Source organism: Aporhodopirellula sallentina SM41 (assembly GCF_000346505.1).
GTDB lineage: Bacteria > Planctomycetota > Planctomycetia > Pirellulales > Pirellulaceae > Rhodopirellula > Rhodopirellula sallentina.
Window position 1 is genome coordinate 22,235 of sequence record NZ_ANOH01000117.1, and the last position, 19,835, is coordinate 42,069.

At 52.5% G+C, this 19,835-nt stretch carries 10 protein-coding genes; all 10 read right to left on the reverse strand.

The features are described from left to right. Positions 1-114: 114 nt before the first annotated feature. Entirely contained in the window at positions 115-1,095 is a 981-nt protein-coding gene (murB, locus tag RSSM_RS07285; RefSeq protein WP_201767188.1) for a UDP-N-acetylmuramate dehydrogenase, read from the reverse strand. Beyond that, positions 1,076-2,353 (reverse strand): UDP-N-acetylglucosamine 1-carboxyvinyltransferase, encoded by a 1,278-nt coding sequence (locus RSSM_RS07290; protein WP_008676145.1) that lies wholly within the window; start codon positions 2,351-2,353, stop codon positions 1,076-1,078. Before RSSM_RS07290 ends, murB begins: the two co-directional genes overlap by 20 nt. Before the next feature lie 5 nt (positions 2,354-2,358). After that, the gene (locus RSSM_RS07295) at positions 2,359-3,597 is read right to left on the reverse strand and encodes a glycosyltransferase (RefSeq protein WP_008676148.1); all 1,239 of its coding nucleotides are present in this window, start codon (positions 3,595-3,597) and stop codon (positions 2,359-2,361) included. Positions 3,598-4,123: 526 nt separating this feature from the next. Continuing rightward, positions 4,124-5,347 (reverse strand): O-antigen ligase family protein, encoded by a 1,224-nt coding sequence (locus RSSM_RS07300; RefSeq protein ID WP_160168104.1) that lies wholly within the window; start codon positions 5,345-5,347, stop codon positions 4,124-4,126. A gap of 824 nt (positions 5,348-6,171) precedes the next feature. Further along, on the reverse strand, positions 6,172-7,527 hold the full coding sequence (locus RSSM_RS07305; protein WP_044301592.1) for a nucleotide sugar dehydrogenase: 1,356 nt from the start codon (positions 7,525-7,527) through the stop codon (positions 6,172-6,174). A 633-nt stretch (positions 7,528-8,160) separates the two neighbouring features. Further along, positions 8,161-9,075 carry an XrtA system polysaccharide deacetylase gene (locus RSSM_RS07310; protein WP_008676156.1) on the reverse strand — a complete coding sequence of 305 codons (915 nt, stop codon included), beginning with the start codon at positions 9,073-9,075 and terminating at the stop codon, positions 8,161-8,163. Next, complete coding sequence (locus RSSM_RS07315; protein WP_008676158.1) at positions 9,075-10,148, reverse strand: sugar transferase; 1,074 nt, start codon at positions 10,146-10,148, stop codon at positions 9,075-9,077. Before RSSM_RS07315 ends, RSSM_RS07310 begins: the two co-directional genes overlap by 1 nt. 1,040 nt (positions 10,149-11,188) lie before the next feature. Then, on the reverse strand, positions 11,189-11,875 hold the full coding sequence (locus RSSM_RS07320) for an exosortase-associated EpsI family protein (protein WP_315850007.1): 687 nt from the start codon (positions 11,873-11,875) through the stop codon (positions 11,189-11,191). 246 nt (positions 11,876-12,121) lie between these two features. Further along, entirely contained in the window at positions 12,122-16,522 is a 4,401-nt protein-coding gene (locus RSSM_RS07325) for a tetratricopeptide repeat protein (RefSeq protein WP_008676165.1), read from the reverse strand. Between the two features lie 801 nt (positions 16,523-17,323). Next, complete coding sequence (locus RSSM_RS07330; RefSeq protein ID WP_236621004.1) at positions 17,324-19,729, reverse strand: polysaccharide biosynthesis tyrosine autokinase; 2,406 nt, start codon at positions 19,727-19,729, stop codon at positions 17,324-17,326. Between the last annotated feature and the right edge of the window lie 106 nt (positions 19,730-19,835).

Consider the following 19,835-nt stretch of genomic DNA (forward strand, 5'->3'; position numbering starts at 1 on the left):
GACAGTCTCATTAGTACAACCGCCAGCACTCTCCCTTCAATAACGCAGCGATAGATGACACTACGCATACGAACGCCAGGTTCATGCTCTCTTATGTCAACCAAGAAGCACTCGCTAAGTGATTTGCAGATCACATCGATGCTCATGAGCAGGAACTTGTTGACCGGTCGTCTTGACGTACCTGACCTCGCAATTGAGCAAAAAACCAGTTGCCTCGAAGACACGGTTTCTGACCGCATGAACGATACTCAAGACGTCAGAAGACGAAGCATTGCCGAGATTCACGATAAAATTAGCGTGCTGCTCAGGGATTTTCGCATTGCCAATTTGGAATCCTTTGAAACCGCACTTCTCGATAATGGCACCGGGCGGGCCAAACGCCGAATAGTTTTTGGGGTCGCTCAGAAAGACTGATCCACAGTTTGGATAACGACGTGGAAATTTCTTCCTTCTGTTTCGCAGAATTTCACGCATCCGATCTAGAATTTCTGCGGCATCACCATGAACGCAACTCAATTCAACCCGGGTGATCACCAATCGCGAATGCTGCAAAGCAGATTTACGATATGCGAATTCGCACGCTTTTTGATCAAGTTGAAGTTCCTCGCCAGCACGGTTTATCGCGTGAACCCTGCGTACGTTTGATCCGATCCCCTGCCGAAGGCTGCCTCCGTTCATTAACACCAATCCACCGAGCGTGCCCGGAATCCCGACTGCGTGCTCTAAGCCACTTAACCCTGATTTACCAATGCAACGCACTAGTTTCGGTACGAAAACACCGGCTTCCGCGACTACATCGCGGCCCTTGATTTGGAAACTCGATAGATTGCGGCCAAGCTTCACCACCGCGCCGCGAACACCGCTGTCATCAAAGAGAAGATTGCTGCCATCCCCAATGAAGAGATGGGGTATTTCATATTCGCGTAAACACTTTATTAGCAAACACAGCTCAGTCGACGACGTCGGCTGCACCAGCAAGTCTGCAGGACCTCCAATTTTCCACCAACTATGGTCACGAAGAGGAGCGTCAAAACTTGAAAGACCGACGTTCTGTCGAGCAACCTTTTCTAATACGCTACGCATAGTCAATGTCACCACCGAGATTCTTTAGCTTGGCCACCAAGGAGTTGTAGCCTCGCTCGACTTGCCACGCATCTTCAATGATCGTTTCGCCCGCATGTGAAGAAAGCCCAGCCAGCACTAAAGCGATACCAGCTCTCAAATCAAGTGCCCGAACGCGACTTCCACGAAGAGATGTACCGCCATCAATCATCAACAGGTTGTCCTCCGTACGATACTGCATTCCCATTTTGGCCAGCTCTGCCGCATAACCGTACCTGCCTGGAAATCGCAAATCGACGATCACACTTTGCCCCCGAGCCGCCGCGCCAAACACCGCAAACAATGGCTGCATGTCCGAATTGATTCCAGGGTAGGGTCCCGTGCTGATCTCAAAAGGGTAGCAGCACCCCCCGCTAACAATCAAACTGCTGTCGCCCCGGAAAAACCGTGCACCACTTTCTCTAAGATGGATAAGCGGAACCTCAAGATCCCCAAATGGAAAGTTGTGGATCTCGATCGTTCCATTTGTTACCACGGCCGCAATAAGCCATGTGAGTGCTTCCATGTTGTCAGCCAAAACTTCGTACTTGGTTCCATTGAGACTCTCCTTTCCTGTGATCTCAATTCGCTCTTGACCATAAACCTCAATCTCGGCGCCCATGGTTCGCAGGAATCCAATCAGATCAAGAATCTCGGGGCGAATATGGGGGTTCCAAATATTCGTGACTCCTTCGGCAAGACAGCCACAAATGATGCCATTCTCCGTGGCACCGGTTGAGCGTATTGGTAGGTGTATGTCGCATCCTTGCATCCGCCCACTAAGGCTCGCAGAGAGATACCCATCTTGCATCTTGACGGTCGCTCCAAATTTCTTGAGCAACATTTCGTGAAGATCGTATTTTCTGTCGCCCAAATTGCACCCACCGGGCAGTGGAACCCTTCCTTCACCAAACCGAGTGGTAAGGGCCCCCAAGACCAGCAACGTGTTTCGTATTGAACGCTGATCCCACTGGAGATCCGTATTCAATGGTTGATTTTCGGAAATCGTGATGCCGCCGCTCTCGGTAATTGATGTCTTTCCGAGACGTGAAAGCATCTCAACATGAACCTTTGCATCAAGAAGCTCATTGGGATAGTTCGATAGTGTGATTCGCTCCGACGTTAAAAGTGAGGCCGCCAAGAGACGGAGCACACTGTTCTTCGCGCCGCTTAAATGGACTTCGCCATGTAATCGCGAAGGTCCGATCCGGTAGCAGAAGTTCTCCGACGGTGGAGTGGAAATATGGTTCATGTAAATCAATCTGGAATTGGCAGTTTTGTCAAACCAAAAAACTGTAGAACTCTTTTTGCAGTGTGAATCGAGTTGTCGCGAACAATTGGAAGTAGGCGTTGGAGAAAACTAAGCCATCGTGCTATTCTGCTGGCCTGGTGGCCGCATTCCAGAAGACTCCTGTAGATTGCAAGCGTCGTGGGCACGCCCGCGCTCACCTCGATCTGGTCCTCGAGGTATTGCTTACCGAATGCACCGATTTCTTCTTGATGCTTCGGATTGAGCATGAGCATTTTGATTGCCGCGGCTAGTGCTTCGGCAGGTTGCGGTTCACTTACGTTTCTTCCGCTGAAATTGAACCAAGCAATGTCATCAACCGATCGTGAGTCGACGACCCCCGCGTACCCATTCTTCCCCACAACGATCGTGGGGCGTCCGATCGCCATCCCTTCGAAGGCACTTCGGCCTACTCCGAGAACGAGATTCGAGTGATGAAGGTAACGAAATGCCTTGGCCACAGGTCCGGTAAAAAGCACTTTACCCGACCCATATTGGTTGCAAATTGATTCGCCCCGACGCTTCGCGCTTTCAAACAATTCACCTTTGCCACCCATCATCACCAGCTGAATTTTCAATCCGTCTTTAATGAGCAATTCAACTGAGTCGAGCACACTATTGATGGAATCAATTTTCGAACTGTCAAACGAGCTGATCATCATGATCTTGAACGCTTGTGGATCTAAGCCAATCGACTTGGCCTCGCAATCGCCGAGCACGAAGCGGGCATCATGGATTTCCGCATGATCAATTCGCGACCGCATCACCACAACAGCGTCCGGATTCCACTTGTAGATATCCGTCATCCGTTTTTTTTGCTCTTCCGAAAAGACAATAATCGACGGAGCAGTTGGAAGGTTGTAAAATGGGTCGACACCTCCGCAAAGCGTACACAGAACAGGGACATTGCTGATGATGCTCGCCGGATACACATTCATGTAAGATCGTGCATCGAATGCATGAATCAGGTCGATCTTATGCTTTTTGACAACTTCCAATATCCGTTTTGTTACTGCCGGCGACGCCCAAGTGAAGTACGATTCACGCACGCCGTGATAAATGGGGATGTCGACGACTTCCACATCCATCTCTTTTTTCATCTCATCCATCAACTCTCCCTCGCCGCCCGCGAAGACCGGCGTTACGCCATGCTTCCGGAGCTCACGAGCGATCGTCAATGCGGATAAAACGTGGCCGCCACGCAGCAACTTAAAGACTACAAACAGAACCTTTGGGCCGTTTGAAGGCTCTTCACCAAGGTAGGAATCGCGAGCGTCCAGATGATTTACCCCAATATTTGAAACGTTTGTTTTCTACGCCGAACTCGTCTGCGATTACCAGTTGTCGTATATTGGAAGTCAAGATTCAGTAGTATCTAGCGGGTCATCCACGGATGAGTGCATCGTGCCACAATCATCCATTGAGCTACGGAACCGGCCACTGGAAAAGTTAGAGCTCATCAATGGACGGGGGCGCAAAGCTTTACTCAATCCCATGGGCACTTTCCTTTCTGATGCGATGGAAAGGCGTGCCAGACTCTTGGCCTGATCTCTGTAGAGTGGAAATATTAAATTTGCCAAACCGCAAGACGTAAACGACAACAGAAACGCCCTGCGAAATCGCTCAAAGCCAAGTGCACCAAACTCGTTGCGATGAAAATACTTCTTGCTTCACCGATTGTGAAACTGGGTTCACTCTGTTGCTGCGCAACGAAACAACCTTGAAAACAGGGAATTAGTTCGATATTGACATAGCCGGAAAAACAACTGCATCTTCCTGCGCTAAACTATCCACATTCGGTTCGTCTTGCTTTTCACAAGAATTGCTAAACTGCCTCACATAAGTCGACATACACGACCCCAACGCTAGGAAAACGTAACTGGATTCGGACAAAGCAGCTGCAGAAAACATGCTCGCAACGAAATAACCTGCCAACCCCGCTATGACAGATAAACGCACTATCTCCAACGCCGACTGATCGTCTGGAACAGTCGAAAAACGGTACAATAACGGACGGGTGCGAAGTGATCGGTACCAAGCTAACCAAAAACTGCCGAAGTACGCGAACGCCGCAAGCAAGCCGCACCCAGTCGAAATTTCTAGGAAGATGTTATGCAACTCTTTTCGTGAGTTAGGCAGATCAGCGTAGCTAGGCACAAGCATCGATCCGCACCAAGGCCCGACCCCCAACAGCGGGTAGTCGCGTGTAATTTCCAAACCGGCTTTCCATACGACAAACCGGCTCGCCGCTGAACCGTCCAAATTGTCCCGGGATTCAAATGCCGAAGCAAACTCTTTCACGACTGGCGGACCAGCAAGCAAAGCCCCAACAATCAGGCCACACGCGAAAACGGTGTTGATGTACGTCGTTTTACGTACCATTAGCACCAACACACCGAACGCTGCGATTGCTCCCAACATCGCACCACGTGATTCCAAGAGCATGATTTGATGTGTAGCAAGAACAGCAATCGATAGAAATAAAACTCGCTGCCATGTTCTTTGGAGCAGCAGTCCCAGAGCCAAGCTACCACTGAGCATGGGAATCGTGGCACTGGAGTAAATGTTATTATCCCCACGCATTCCGAAGGCCCAACCATTTCGGGAATACGCCGAAAACCCATCTTGGAAGTACTGCACGTTGATTTGCAGAGAATTGTAGCCCTGGGCGACGCAAATTGCCATCAACAGAACAAGCATCTTTTTCGGCGTATCAATCAGCCCCATAGCCAAACAAGCCATCAAGATAATCTTCCATAAATACCGCATATAGAATGCGGTCAGGTCCGGTCCGATCGTAGAAAGCGAAGACATAAATGCCAACGCAATGAACGCAATCATCCCAAACATCGGCGACATCAGGCTGATCCGAAGCTTAAAGCCTGGGAACCCGCCAAGCCCCAAGCCGATCAGTGTGCAAACCGTAATCATCGTTTGATAGGGAAAGTATGATGGCATCGCCCATCGCCAATTCCATTCAGGAATCAAGAACGTGAAGAAATAAAACGCAACGATGCCCCACCACGGCCTGGTTAGTGCGACCCCACATCCAATTACGACCAGGGCAATGGTAAGTAGAGCGCCTAACATTTACTCGCGCCGTATTTAAATTTTGCACTACTGCCCATGTTTGATTCCTGCGAAGCGTTTTGAAACCGCAGATCAATCTGCGATGACACTGGTGAACAAGACAATCGCAAAGCCAACCGTACTGGGTCGTGCTGTACTAACGCGAATCGAATTCTAATGACTGGGCGATGCGTCATATCTTGAAGCCGCTAGAATAATTCCGGCATCTGGCGCGACGCCCCATGCTCGCTGCCCGCAGACGTAAATTGAAGGAGACGCCGCCCCAGGTAGACGTTGAGCTTCAAGCGATTGTGCTGACGACCGTCGTTCTCATTTGACCTGAAGTTTGCCAGCGTGAACCTCGTTCACTTGACTGACACGCCTCGACAGTTCAAGCACGCGGAAAGCTGTGAGTGCAGGCCACCACTTGGCTTGCGGTTGCTGCTCCCAGCCAGTTCACCTGGGCCGCATTTGCATGTTCGGGGGACGGCCCCCTTAGGTACTTGCTTGCCGCCGCGTGATGGGCCATTGCAGCACCTGCGATGCGGCATTGACCAGTTGACGCCGAATAACCCCGCAGGGATCGCTAGTGTTTGCTTGCAGGTCCACATAACCTCCATGATTCGCGACTGCGCCAACGCGCCCGCTGGGATGCAATTGCGGCGGTATGCAATGCGATTGACAATCATCGGACGGATCAACCGTCGACCACCCTAACACTTGCGGATTTTTTCGCGGAGATCTGCGATGTTCGCGGTCGCGTTGCGGGTGTCGATCACAAGCAAACTGTGCTTGACGATCTCCTCATAGTCGAAGGCGGTGTGATCCGTCGCGATCAGGACTGCGTCGCAGGACTCGAGGAATTCCGGCGTCAGCTCCTGGCTCTCCATCACCGGGAGATCGTAGTGCCTCATCGCAGGCAAGCATGGGACGTGCGGATCGCTGTAGAATACTTCCGCGCCGAGTTCTAGCAGTAGCTCCATGAGCTCGAACGATGGACTTTCACGCGGGTCATCAACATCCTTTTTGTAGGCGACCCCCAACAAACAGATTTTACTCCCCCGAACTGGCTTTCCGAACTCGTTGAGGAACTTGACGGACTGCGAAACAACATACCCTGGCATTGCCCGGTTGACTTCGCCGGCCAATTCGATGAACCGTGCATTACCGCCTTGCTTTCGCGCCAACCAAGACAGGTAAAAGGGATCAATCGGGATACAATGGCCGCCGAGTCCAGGACCGGGGTAAAAGGCCTGGAACCCAAACGGCTTCGTCTTCGCCGCGTTGATGACCTCCCACACGTCGATCCCCATCCCGTCAAAAAGCACCTTGAGCTCATTCACCAAAGCAATATTGACGGCGCGATAGATATTCTCTAGCACCTTGGCCGCTTCGGCGACTTCACAGCTGCTGACCGGAATCACTCCCGCTACGGCCGACTCATACAAGACCTTGGCGATTTCGAGACTTGTTTCGTCAATGGCACCGACAACTTTAGGAATCCCGGCGGCCGAGAAATCCGGGTTGCCGGGATCTTCACGTTCAGGGCTGTACGCTACGAAGAAATCAACGCCTGCCTTCAGACCGGACTTTTCCAAGATCGGCACCATGACGTCACGGGTCGTCGTGGGGTAGGTCGTGCTTTCGAGCACGACAAGCTGACCTGGCCGCAGTGACTTAGCGATCGATTCACAAGTGCCTACCACGTACTTCAAGTCGGGGTCGCGGGCATCGTCGAGTGGTGTCGGGACACAAATCAGCAAGACATCGGGCTCGCCGAGACGCTCCATCTGGTCAGTCGCGTCGAATGCCTCCTTCCCCAGCCAAGATGAAATTTTCTCGTCAACGATGTGCTTTATATAGCTCTCCCCCGCTAGCAACGAAGCCACCTTAGAACTGTCGATATCGTACCCGGTGCACCGGAATCCGGAGTTGATAAATGCATCGATCAGCGGGAGCCCAACATACCCGAGCCCTATGACGCCGACGACGCATTGGCGAGCTGCGATAGACTCGACAAGCGATTGACCAGAAGCTGCGAGGACGGGGGAGTGACTGACAATTGACATTTCAAATCTGCAGAAAGACAGAGGAAAACATGATTAACAACAAACGAACGGCGAGACATTCAATAGGAAGGAATAACCAAGAACGAAAACAAGCAAACCGCGACGCACGATGCATAGCCCCAGACAACTGACCAATGCGCCAACGGCACAAACATTTGCAATCACGCTTCGTCCACTCGCCACGAATCCTTACGACCACAGAGCGTTCAGCATTGCCCCGATGGGCCTGCGTCCAGAAACGTCTCCCCGGCCCGGTCTCGCATTGCCAAGCAAGGTGCTCAAGTAATCGCGAGGGTAAACGAGAGAACAAGAACCGCCCTGAAAGCGCGGACTTCGTCCACATGGGTGACAGCAAATCACTGCAACCACGGACGCAACGCCCAAACATCAGCCAGTGGTCCACCTACCAGCCACTGCCTCAGAAAAACGGTAGAGAGCAAGCAAGAACGCCCTATGACGACACAGCCACTCGCTCACCAACCATGACTCACTCCACTTAACCTACGGCCAAAACGCCTCTCGACGCCGCCATCCCCCCTTCTAGTTCCTGATGCAACCGCACGTGGCCAATCACTCCGTGAATGAGCGCCCCATAGAAACGCTATTTTGCGGGAGTACGCCGCCACACTAGCCTCAAACCGCATTCACATAGCTACCGCACCCATCAACCAAACACACTGAGTCCTCCATCGCTCCGAACCGATGACCCGAAATCAACCTGCTTAATTTCGACGCCGTCGCCGCTAACCCGACACAGTGCCGAAAGCGACTCTTTATACCCACGCCCATTACACGCGGCTGATCGGGATCAATTTCCCACGGGTGGATGTAAAACATTGCCGGACGGTTCTGCTGCTCTAGCTTTCGAATCGCTGCCGATGTCGCCGCACGCGGGAACAGGCGAAAGTAGCCTCCACCAATCGGCACAGTAACGCCACCGACCTTTTCAAGCGTGGGAGGGAACTCGACCAGCTTTCCGCTACCGATCTCTCTCGTATGAATCTCTCTCTTTGCACCTGGCATCCCATAGCGATCATGGCCATTGATCGGAAAAATACTGCTATCGGTAGTAAAGCCGTGCTCAACCAACACCTCCAACGCCCATAACGAACGCTCAACGATCGAGAAACTGGGTGCCCGATACGCAGTCACCTCCACGCCGCATGCGTTACAGATCGCATCTTTTGAGGCAGCGATATCGCCCGCGAATTCTTCGGGCGTCAGATCGTATACCAAGCGATGCCAATAGCCATGCGAGGCAACCTCGTGACCAGCCTTCGCGATACGCTGAACCAGCGCCGGGAAACGCTCGGCAACCCAGCCCAGGACGAAGAAGGTTCCGCGAACTTGGCAATCATCAAAGAGGGAAAGCATTCTCTCTGTATTTGCGACTACACGGCTTTCGTACGTGTCCCACTGTTTCCGGCTGACGCGATGTTCGAACGCCGAGACTTGGTAGTAGTCTTCGACATCGACTGTTAATGCATGGCAGACCGCCTCCGAGCTGGAATGGGATGCGGGCGCGGAATGAGAAGATGAAATACTCATTAGCGGGGGCGACGAACCGCACCTGACGAAGGAGGGATCTCACCGGCGCCTGCAAAAGCAAACGCCGCTTGAAACTGTTCGCTGTCCTCGCACGACGCTATTGGTGCTGACTGCAGGCACACAACACTAGGTGGAAGAATTCGATCGCCATCTTCTTCAATGCAGGCATCCTTCACGAGATCCAGTCGGTCCAAGCACATCAGTCGTGTCACTATGACGCCTTTGAGCCCAATGAGGCGAAGCGCAGTGGCCATCATCATCCGTGCATCGAGCCACAAGCTGGCGTTCTCGATATAATGAAGGTCTAGAATCTGCTTGCGGCGTACGTCTGCGATGCTCTCATCTGGGGGAAGGTTGATCTGGGCTAACCCCGTTACGCCTGGTTTGACGGCTATTCGTTGATAGTATCCATCGATTTCTTTGGCGAGATCGTCACAGATCTGAGGCCGTTCGGGGCGAGGTCCGACGAGAGACATGTCTCCACGGCACACATTCCAAAGTTGCGGCAATTCGTCGAGATGCAGCTTGCGAAGCATCTGGCCGACACAGTTGACCCGAGGGTCATTCTTGCAAGCCCACTGTGGCTTGCCTGGCTTTTCGGCATCCACAACCATGGATCGCAGCTTGATGATATCAAACGTCTGTCCATTGAGGCCCACCCGCTCCTGCCGGTAAAAGCCAGGGCCACGAGAAGTGAAGCGTACCAAGAGATACAGAGCTGCAATGAATGGCGATGCAAAGAACAGCATCAGTCCGCCGAGTGCACGATCAACGAAGTATTTTCGTTGGAAAAAAACTTTGCAGCGTTCCGGGCAATGCAGGCGATAGAACTGTGGGGATTGGCGGGCGATGGAGTCGATGTCGTCTTCCCCCACCGAGTCGTTCTGCCCAGTGTTTCGCCAAGAGGCATGTTCCCCGTCCAGGTGGCTGTGATGCTTCCCTCTCGATGACAGTGATCCCGCTGACATGCCCTTCTCCTGGGGGTGAGTGTGGCTTTGTTGGGTGATGCGATGTTGATGTCGCGTATGTCCGGCAAGGGGGTGGGCACCCGTCTGTTCGGCAGTTCTGTTCATCCTAATGTGGGTGGGTTCAAAAAAAGGGGGGAGCCAGGATTATTCATAGAATTGGTGTACTTTCACATTGTGAGCGATTGGTCAATGTGATGACCGTTCGGTCGGGCGAGAGCGGTTTAGGAACGAAAAAAGCAGGTTTTCGCCACGTATTTCTTGCGTTCTTTTAAGGCGTTGTTGCCCGGTGGCACGAGCTCGATTGAAATCGAGCATTCGCATGAATTTCTTTTTTATGTTGTGGTTGACGCAATCGCGAAGAGATCTGTTGCGTTGGCGTTGCCTGTTTTATCCGGCGTTTCTTGCGTGGAATCGCACCTGTCTGTCTAATTTGCGAGGGGTGTATGTTTGGTTGGGTAGCGGGGGCGGGGAAGCTTATTGATGACGTTCCCGAAGGGAGCATCTGAAGAATGGGGAGTTAAGATTCGTTACAGCAGGGCGACTGAGTCACGTGTGTGCTCTGTGGAAGGAGATGCACTGTCGCTGGCAATTCAGAGGTGTAAGATCGTCCGTTGGTAAGTCCCTGGACTATTTAGGGGCTCTGCTGGCCTAAGGCTCTGTTGGCAGGATATGGCTTCAACGGATTGCTTATCAGGAGAAGAATTGGCACTCTCCTTTCGGTTGGCGTTCGCAGGAGGCGACGACCCCTGACGACTATCTGCACGTTCACTCGAGCAATTGAGAATTTGACGTTTCGGATCCTTGTAGCTGAATTTGCCAGAATTCAGGCCGCCAAAGTGCCTGGCGGTGTCGGCTACATCATCTCTAGAAAATGCTCGTGCGTCCCGTAGCGGGCCTGTGCGAGTAGCTATGTAGCAGGCGCGGTGTCGCCCAAGGTCAACGACTATCTAGACGCGTCTGGCCTCGAATGGGACTCGATGCCCACGCCGCAAGTTCCGCGGGGGCGATGCTGCTTGCTTCGTTCGTGTTCCGACATCGTTCGCGGCGTTCGGTCGCCGACTTCTAGTGCTGGATGCGACGTGGATTCAGAAACAACAGGCAAGTGTTCATCGGATACTCAGGTTGCCGAGTTGATGTGGCTGTTTCTAGTTGCTAATGAGTGTGTGAGTGTGAGGAAGAATCTCGGTAACGAACTCCTGAACCGGTCGGTACGAGTCGGTCTCGGCAGGGCCTGCGATCTGGATTTTGAATAGTGAGTCTGCAAACCAGAATCTCGGTTGGTTTCGCGCCTGCCAGTCGTCACCGCTGCTCCATCCATACCACACTTCGAGTGTCGGATCTGGAAGAGGGGCATTGGCGAAGCGAACCGACCAAAGAGTGTCTTGGTAGCCATCTGAACCTATGGACTCGACTTGTCGATCGCCTACTTGTTTGGTGCCGATAGAGCTATAGCACACCTCGGGCGTGTGCACGGCGATCGGACCACGAGGGCCGAAAAGTATGGCTACATTCACTTTAGCGCCGGTTGATTCATTTTCGTACTCGCGGACAATCGAGCCGTAGCATCGGAGCAAGCTAGCCGCCCCAGCGTCTAGTTCCGTGGTTTCAACGAGTTTCCAGTCCCCGAGTTGGTTAGGTAGGTTTAAAAGCTTGCTACCCTTTACGGTAAGGTCGTCATTGGTTGACCATCGTCCATCGAGATAACCATGTACCATGCCTGACATAAGCGTTAGAACGGCAAGGATTGCTGTCGCGGCGACCCGGGCTGAGCCGGGTCGACGGGGTAGGGAAGGATAATGGTAGGTGTGCATCCCAGTCTCTTGGTTCTGCATGGGGTGGTAAGAGCGGAGGTCGGAAATAGGTTTTCAGGACTGTTTGTGCTGGCGGAGAAAAGGGGAATGTAGGGAAATCAGTGCACTAAAATGGTAGACCCTTTCCGTAGCTTATCAGCCGATCATCTTTGGCGACGATTAACAGGGGACATTCCGGTGCTAATGTCCGTCGGCAGATGGGGGCTTGCTCGTGAGTTGGACCTTGATTGAGTTGTGAGCAGTGCGTCTCAGGGATTCAGTTGGCTGTTACAGTTGTCCGCCAAATTGCTTCTTGAGGGTCTCCAAACGCTTTCTCTCGGTCGGTGTTAAGGCCGTTGGGTCGAGTCGTTTCAGGTCAAGTCTCTTCCACGCTTTTTGCCCGAGTTCTTTCTTGCCTTGCGCCAGTCGAGCAAGGACTACGTGAAATTGATGACGAGGTTCATTTGTGGCCGTGAATGCTTCTTCGAAGATCGCTTCGGCTTCCGCCAGTCGATTCGACGCCATCAAGACAACGCCTTTGGTGTCGAGCAATTCAGGGTTTTGATTGGTTAGGTTCAGTGCGGTTTCAATCGGTGCGAGGCCTTGCGAAGCGAGTTCAGGAATTTCGGAATATGCCATTGCCAAATTGTTAAGCGCGCGAATGGAGGTTGGCTTAACTTTCAATACCTGCGAAAATGTTTTGATCGCAGATTGGTTGTTTCCCTGTGCCATTTGTAGTGTTCCGACACCTTCTAGTAGTAAAGCATCTTTTGCGAATTGGTCGACGCTATCTGATAGTCGTTCTTTGTGAACGCCAACTAGCTCTGCCAGGCGTGATTCTTCCTGAATACTCAGTAGTAGCTCAACAAGCAATTTGGCTGACTGTGCATCGCGGTGTTGGTCGAAATGGTGGGCACAAACTTCAATTGCTTCTTCAGTTTCTCCGTTCTTGCCCAGTGCAATAACATAGGGGCCAAGTGCTCCCGGGTGTTCTTTGTAGGCGCGTTCGAACCATTCCACCGACTCTTCTGAAAAGCCCAGCTTTTGCAGCGAAGATCCCGCGGCAGCCAAGATGGCAAATTGTTTTAAACTGGCTTGTTCATCCTCTGCTCGATTGCCGTGCGGCGAAACTTGCGAGATTGCTGTGTTTGCCCAATGGCCCACTATGGCAGGCATTTCATTTCGGTTGCCTTGCCGTCCGGAGAAACGTAACGCTACCTCAAGCGTCTCAAGCTTGTTCCCTGCAACGAGGTTCATTTGCTCTAGCAACTGCTGGATCTTGGAGTTGTCATGCTCGTCGTCCAGGTTCAATAGATAGGTGGCGTATTGATAAAGGTCGCCGGCAAGAGGCTCTGCGCGGTTAGTTAGGTTTTCATAGAGCGTTCGAATTCGAGATGCTCGTTGCAAACGTTCGTTGTCAGTGATTCCGGCGCGGTACCGTGCCCCTTTCTGCAGCAACGATGCCAACGCACGTTGCGCCATGTCAGTGTCGGTTTCGTGACCTGTGACTAGCTGCTGCAGTATTTCTTCTGCTTGGCTCAGCTGCTCGACGTGCTTTGAATCGTTCGGCCAGGAATCTGTTCCGCCTGTTTCGGATTCGGCGAGATGCCGTAATGCGTCGCCTGCGAGCAAGATGGCGTGCATGAGGCGATTTCTCGATCCTGCAGCGTCGTTTTTTGAAAGCAGTTCGCTAATCTCTGACCAATTCACTTCTCCAGCTCTACCACTTTGGGCAACCAGTTTTTGTGCAAGTGTGTTTCTAACGGTGGAGCTATTCGGGTTGCGTTGAAGTGAGATTCTGAGAGCTTCGATTTCTTGTTCTGGTTGGTCAAGAAGGCGGTAAATCCTAGCAAGTTTTAGCTGTGACTCGGATGTTGGGGCAAGCTGGTCTGCTCGAATCAGCATCTTCAATGCACCATCAAGATCGTTGATTGCAGTGAGTGCTTGTGCGAGCAGTTGGCTTTGGGAGGGGTCAGGCACGTTGGATGCTTGGATTTCCTGTGCTAGTCTTTTGATTGCCTGCTCGTCAGACAAGGCAATGTGAAGGCGTAGTCGTGCTGATAGGACCCGGATATCACTATTGCCTACAAGTTTTGATGCAGCCTCGATCGCCTTGTATGTTTGATCCAGAAACTTTTCACGGTCTTCCGCGGGGGGAGTTTTCTGCAGGGCAGTTGTTCCGGTTGCCGCAACGACTAGGTGTGTTACGGGGTCGTCTGGATTTTCGGCGGCAGCATCCATGGCGACTTGCATGCTTTTGGAATAGTCTCCTTGTCGCAGTGCGAGGTTGATTTTGGTAGCGATCAGGTCACTCGGTCGGTGGGCCGATTCCAATTCTGCGAGCTGAATTTCTTGTTCTGCTTCATCGGTGCGGCCTAGTAAGATCAGTTGTTGCCATAGCAGACGGCGGATGTGCATTTGGCTGCATCCGGCATCGATTCCCCGCCGGAGTTGGTCGACTGCTTGGTGGGGCTTCCCTTTCAGTGCGGATATCCAGCCTTCCAACGCCAAGGCATTGCCCCAACGAGGGCGACGAGCCAGGATGGATGTCACCAGGTCGTGTGCCTGTGATAACTCTGGCTTGGCAGTGTCTATATCTCTTCCCGCGGACTGAAGAGATTCAAGTAGTCCCAGTGCTTTCAAATACCGCCAATGGGTTCCTTCATCGCCTTCGCGATTGCGAAGTAGGTCAAGCCAGTGCTGTGATAGTTCTTGGGCCGATACCTTTTCGTTGTTTAAGTGTAGGCTCGCAGATTCGACTGGAAGACGAGCAGCAATTCGTGTGACCGCAGTTAGTGTGGAGACTGTCTGATGTTCTGGAGAGATGGAAGAGAGGGCCTCATAGGCCAGTTCCAGGTCGCCGGCTCGCGATGCAAAACTTGCCGCTGTTTGCAGCAGGTTGGCTTTGGATTCTCGCAAGTCAGCGACTTCGTCCGGTGGAGCGTTCCTGCCGAGGGGATCCCGGCTATTGGCGATGTCGATTAGATAGTTGGCTGCGTCTTCATGAAGTCCTAGACCGGCGAGTGTCCGTGCACGAACGATAGGAATAAAGACGCTGTTGCTGTCGTCAGCATTTTCGAGACGTGTCAGGGCTTCCAAGGCTGGTTCGGACATTCCTGCGTGTGCTAGTCGTTCCGCAGCGAAAGCTTGTAGCGTCGCCTCACCCGGATGCTTTTTCGAAAGTTCATCGATTTTTTCCGCGAGACGAGTCGAGGTGAGGTGGTCTTCGCCCGACGTGCCGTCCTGAGGAAGCGTCATTTCGAATGCCTCGACATAAAGAAGCCGCGATCGGAGGCTTTCTTCATCGTCACCCGTTTCTTGTTTATTGAGTGCCCCCTGTTCGAACGATAGAGGGGAGTTATCAGCGTTTGGTAACAACGAAGTACCGCTTACTGCCTCCGATGCGATTTGGAGCTCTTTCTTAAGTTGGCGAACGTCTGTTCGAATGTCGTCGAAGTTTCGCTGTTCAGGTAAGAGTCGAAATTGGAAGTTGAATCGAGCTTCGATACGTGCAATTCGGTTTGAAAGAGAGGTAGATGTATTGACGAAGTCCCAGTGTCGCATTGCTTTTAAGCTATTGCCCGACTGATTCCATGCGTTCGATGCGGCGATGCGTAACTGCTCGTTGTTTGGCGCAAGGGCAATTGCTTTCTCGAGAGCGATTGCCGATGCGTCCCACATGCCCTGGCTTCCGTAAAGCTCCGCGAGACGAATGCATACCTGGACTCGCTCTGCAGTCTCGGCTTCCGTGTCTGAGTCTACCACTCGTTGAAATTTTTCGATGGCGACGAGTTCATCGCCCTGTTCAGCGGAAATTGTGCCAAGCAAGACATCGAGATGCCATTGCGCCAAGTCGAGTCGCCTGTTTGCAGCGACTCTTTCTGATTGAGCCATCTCCGACTGTGAGGCGCGGTTGATCTTGGTTGTGGCTGTTTGAATAGCCTGCTGCAGAGTGCGTGCGGTATTCTCGGCTTCCTTGTATTTGCCTTGGTTCACATAGGAGGCTGCAATTGCTCGTGGCAAAACAACGCTTTCATCTGCTAGTTTAGTGAGGCCTTCTTTCCAGGTCTGTACGGCCTCCTCGTGTCGCCCCTGTTCCAAAGAGACCATGCCTGTTTCGAGGTAAAGGTGCTCGATCTGTTGTTTGGGTACAGCGTTTGAGTCAAGCGATGCAAGGAACTGAAAGTGTTTGAGTGCTTCCGTTGGAGAGTCGTGTTTCGTTTGACGGGCATATTCGTAGAGAAGCAAGAAATCCCAGTGCGCCGATGGTCGTGGGAGCGACGTTTGAAGTGGTGCATTGAGCGGTTTAGTATCCGCCTGATTTGCTGAATCGATCCCACTGCGTACTAGGTTATTCGTTGCGTGTTCAGTGAAAGACGCGAGGACTCCTATTGCTAAGTCTTGTTTGTTCAGGGTTTGGTAGTAGTTGGCTAGAAGCAGTTTGGCGCGACTATTCTTGATCTCTTTGAGTGCTTTGACACAAGCAGATTCCGTTTCAGCACGCGTCTCAGGGGAAAGCGATGTCTCAGCTTCTTGGTCACCTCTGAAAAGTTTTGGGTGTGTTTTCCTAGAAAAGAGGAAGTGAACGATGAGGTCGAGGTTGTGCGTGCTATGCGTTAGAGATTGATCAAGAAGATAGGAGGCGGGCTGGTTGGCTAACCACAGCCAGTAGTCCTCGTCTTGAGGCACGGATTTTGGATCACGAACTTTGTACGTTCCATCCTGAATTTGATTGGCGATCGCGACGGCTAGGAAACGTGTGGCATCGGGATCGTCCGTGCTAGCGCCGAGTTGCAGGATCTGACGCTCTGCTTCTCGGTTCCATGGCCCTCCCAGTTGTAGAAGACGACTGATAAGTCGCTTGCGGAGTTCCAGGATCTTGGAGGAGTCTTTGACGCCTAACTGTGCGATTGCATTGCTTAGAGTCTTTCTCGCGTGGTGAATTTGGGGGCCGAGTAATTCTCCTGGGCTATCCGCAGCTCGGTCGGCTGCGATTGCGGTTTGATAGATGGTTTGAGTGTCTTCGGGGACCAGCAGCGAATACCGCTGCAGCCACTTGGACTGACCCGCATAGTCATTCTGCGATTCAGCGATGTGGGCGAGCTCTAAGAAGGTTGTTGCGGTTTTGAAGAGTGGTGGTAATACGATGCCGTGCCTGCGATCAGAGCGAGCAGGGTGATAAGACAGGAGATTGCCAGTAGACGTGTATTCCAGCGCCAGCGATAACGTCGCTGAGTGAGCTTGGCTTCGCGGAAGGAACTTGTGTCCCCTGACGCGGAATGGATCGAAGGCGCATCAGAAACGCCACGCGAATTTGCTTCCGGTTCAATGTCTGGTGACATTTGAGCGATGTGAACAGGTGCCTTGGACATCGGGGGCAGTATGGGGTGGGGCGGAAATGGCAGAGGAGTATTACCAGGAGGGGGGCGTTCCACATGTGCCCCTCTAGACGTTGGGGATTAAGAATTCCTTGAGGAGCGAGTGGCGTAACTACGTGGCAACGGGCTCGCCACCGATAGCGTAGTGATAGTCTCCGTACCGGTAGGCGTATTGGCGTGCGGATACTCCCGAGAACACGGTGCCCGCAACGCTGGCTCCGCTCGCTTCTAGGCGCCGAGTGGTCCGCACGACACTTTCTTTGCGACTGACATCTCTCATGACGCAGATCAGAGTTGAGTCAACTACTGCCGTTATTGCCAAGGTTTCTCCCGCCGCCAAGACAGGAGCCGTGTCAAACACAACGTATTGATATTGTTCGAGTGCGCTGCTCACGAAGTTGTCAATGTTCGCTGGGTTTATCAAACGGTGTGGGCTTGCGCTTAGCCTGCCCGCGGGCAGCAGATGAATCAGGTTTCCGAGCGAAGTGTCAACGACGTCTTTCAGTTCTGTTTGCTTGGCGAGTAGGCTGGTCAGGCCGCGTCCCATGTCCAAACCAAATATTTCGTGTTGATCAGGACATCGCAAATCGGCGTCAACGAGCAAGACCGTTTCTCCGGTGGCTTTTGCGATTGAGAGTGCGAGTTGCGAAGCAACACTACTTTTTCCTTCGCCCGACATGCTGCTAACCACGGCGATGGAACGTGTGTTTCTGGTGTCCATTGAGAGAAATAGGTTTGCACGAAGTGTGTCGATGCTTTCTTCAAAAACTCGACGGCCCTTGGCTGCCCCGTGGCCAGCAGGAAGGCGAGCGATCTCACCGAGTACAGGGGCCAAGTCATGGTTTTTGTCGTGCGTTTCTGCGTCGGTGAGTCGTTGGATTTTGTACTCCCATAGCAAGCCTAGGAAAAATGGCACCGCGAATGCGATCGCAGACGCCATTAGCAGTTTCTTGTATGGCATCTTTTCAACGGGGCTTTTGGGGGGAGTTGCCGACGCTAGTGTGCGAACTGCACCGTCTTGCCTTCGCTCGGTTCGAATCGCCGCGACGCGACCGCGAAGTTTGGTTAGGACATCCGACGCGACGGTCAATTCGTCATTGGCAAACTGCAGCTCAGCGGTCGTTCCGCCGTACTGTTCGAGGCGTTCCCTTTCTTCGTCGTGTTGCGCTTGGAGGATGTTGAGTTTGGCGAGTAATGCTTTGCGTTGTCTTTCGCGTTCGCGTTCTTGCGCGGCAATATAGGCTTGCTGCGCGGCTTTCTGTTCTTCGGCAGAATTCGCTTGTTGTTTCTTGAGTTCCTCCTGCTGTTTTGCCAATTGCTCTTTTTGCCACGCGAAAGTTCGGGCTACTACTTCTTTCTGGCGTTCATATTCCTCTTCGACGATTCGTTGCAGTTCTTTTGTGGCTCGGTCTCGCGCAAGAGTTCGTTCTTGTGCAAGTTTGCGTTCTGCTTCTTCCATGTTTTTGCGCATCTGGTTGTAGTAGTCGCGGCTAACGCGAACCATGTCTTTTACTTCTAGGTCCAAGACGATTGCACTGTAGCGATCAACCACTCTTTTGGCTTCTCGAACCTTCACGTCGTCTTCGACCGCGGATTTGATATCCGATTCATTTACGATTCTTTTCTGAACCTTGATATCTGCAACTGCGGGGACAGACGGAATCGCCTGCGGCGAGGAGGAAGTGTTTTCGAGAGGGAGGGCAGGAAAATCTTCGGTTGCATCGAACAATGCGAGTTCGATTTTCAATTCGCCGATTTGGGCGCGAAGGTCAGATAGCCGACTGAGGTTGGACTCGCTTTCGGCTCGATCAAGGTTTTGTCCAGGCGCGAAGCCCAACGCCTTTTCGCTGAGCATGTGGACGCGCTGTTGGCGACTTTCGACCTCCTGTTCCCAGCGTTGTATTTCGGGTTCCAGCCAGCGTTCCAAATTATTGATGCGGGTGTCGTCAAAAGAATCGCGTTGACGTAGGTAAGACTCGACTACTGCGTTGCATACCATTGCGGCCGCCTCTCGATCAGTGTCGGTGTAACCCACTACGAGTCTCGCCTCGGTTCCTCCGCTACTGACCGAAAGGTTTTCTCTTAGCTGGGCTTCTGCGGTCTCAGCGTCTGATAGGCTCGGTGCACTGCGTAGTTGCGGGTCAGCCAAAACAGGGTCTAGGACGATCGGGTTAAAAAACAAACTTTTCTCGTTGCGAGCCAAATCCTTTACGACTGGCATCACGCCTTTAAAAACTACAAAATCTTCGTTGGCTTCGAGCAGATGAGTTGCCTGGTATCTCGGCACAAAGCCAAGCATGACGGCATAGGCAGCAATGCCTGCTAAAACTGCACCGCAAGGAACCGCCCACGGCCAGCAGCGTCGGAAAGTGACCCAGAGGATCCATGGGTCAAATGCCGGAGTTTCAGACGACGAGGCGGCCGATTTTGCCATTGCTGCTTGAGCTGATTTGCCGGAGTGTTGAGTTCCGCCGTTTGAGGGCAATGCTTGCATGTTGTCGTTCGTGTTCTTGGTCATGATGAAAACGCCTGCGAACTTAGGGCCGTGCTCGTTTGTTTGCTTTCGAGGCGAAAATGGGCGGCGATTAGTTCTGTGTTGATGATGGTTCGATTGGGATAATGTT

Excerpts from the sequence above, each read along its gene's own strand:
- RSSM_RS07290 (WP_008676145.1), bottom strand. The coding sequence starts at position 2,353 with ATGAACCATATTTCCACTCCACCGTCGGAGAACTTCTGCTACCGGATC.
- RSSM_RS07300 (WP_160168104.1), bottom strand. The coding sequence starts at position 5,347 with ATGCCATCATACTTTCCCTATCAAACGATGATTACGGTTTGCACACTG.
- RSSM_RS07330 (WP_236621004.1), bottom strand. The coding sequence starts at position 19,729 with ATGACCAAGAACACGAACGACAACATGCAAGCATTGCCCTCAAACGGC.
- RSSM_RS07320 (WP_315850007.1), bottom strand. The coding sequence starts at position 11,875 with ATGCAGAACCAAGAGACTGGGATGCACACCTACCATTATCCTTCCCTA.
- RSSM_RS07305 (WP_044301592.1), bottom strand. The coding sequence starts at position 7,527 with ATGTCAATTGTCAGTCACTCCCCCGTCCTCGCAGCTTCTGGTCAATCG.
- RSSM_RS07310 (WP_008676156.1), bottom strand. The coding sequence starts at position 9,075 with ATGAGTATTTCATCTTCTCATTCCGCGCCCGCATCCCATTCCAGCTCG.
- RSSM_RS07315 (WP_008676158.1), bottom strand. The coding sequence starts at position 10,148 with ATGAACAGAACTGCCGAACAGACGGGTGCCCACCCCCTTGCCGGACAT.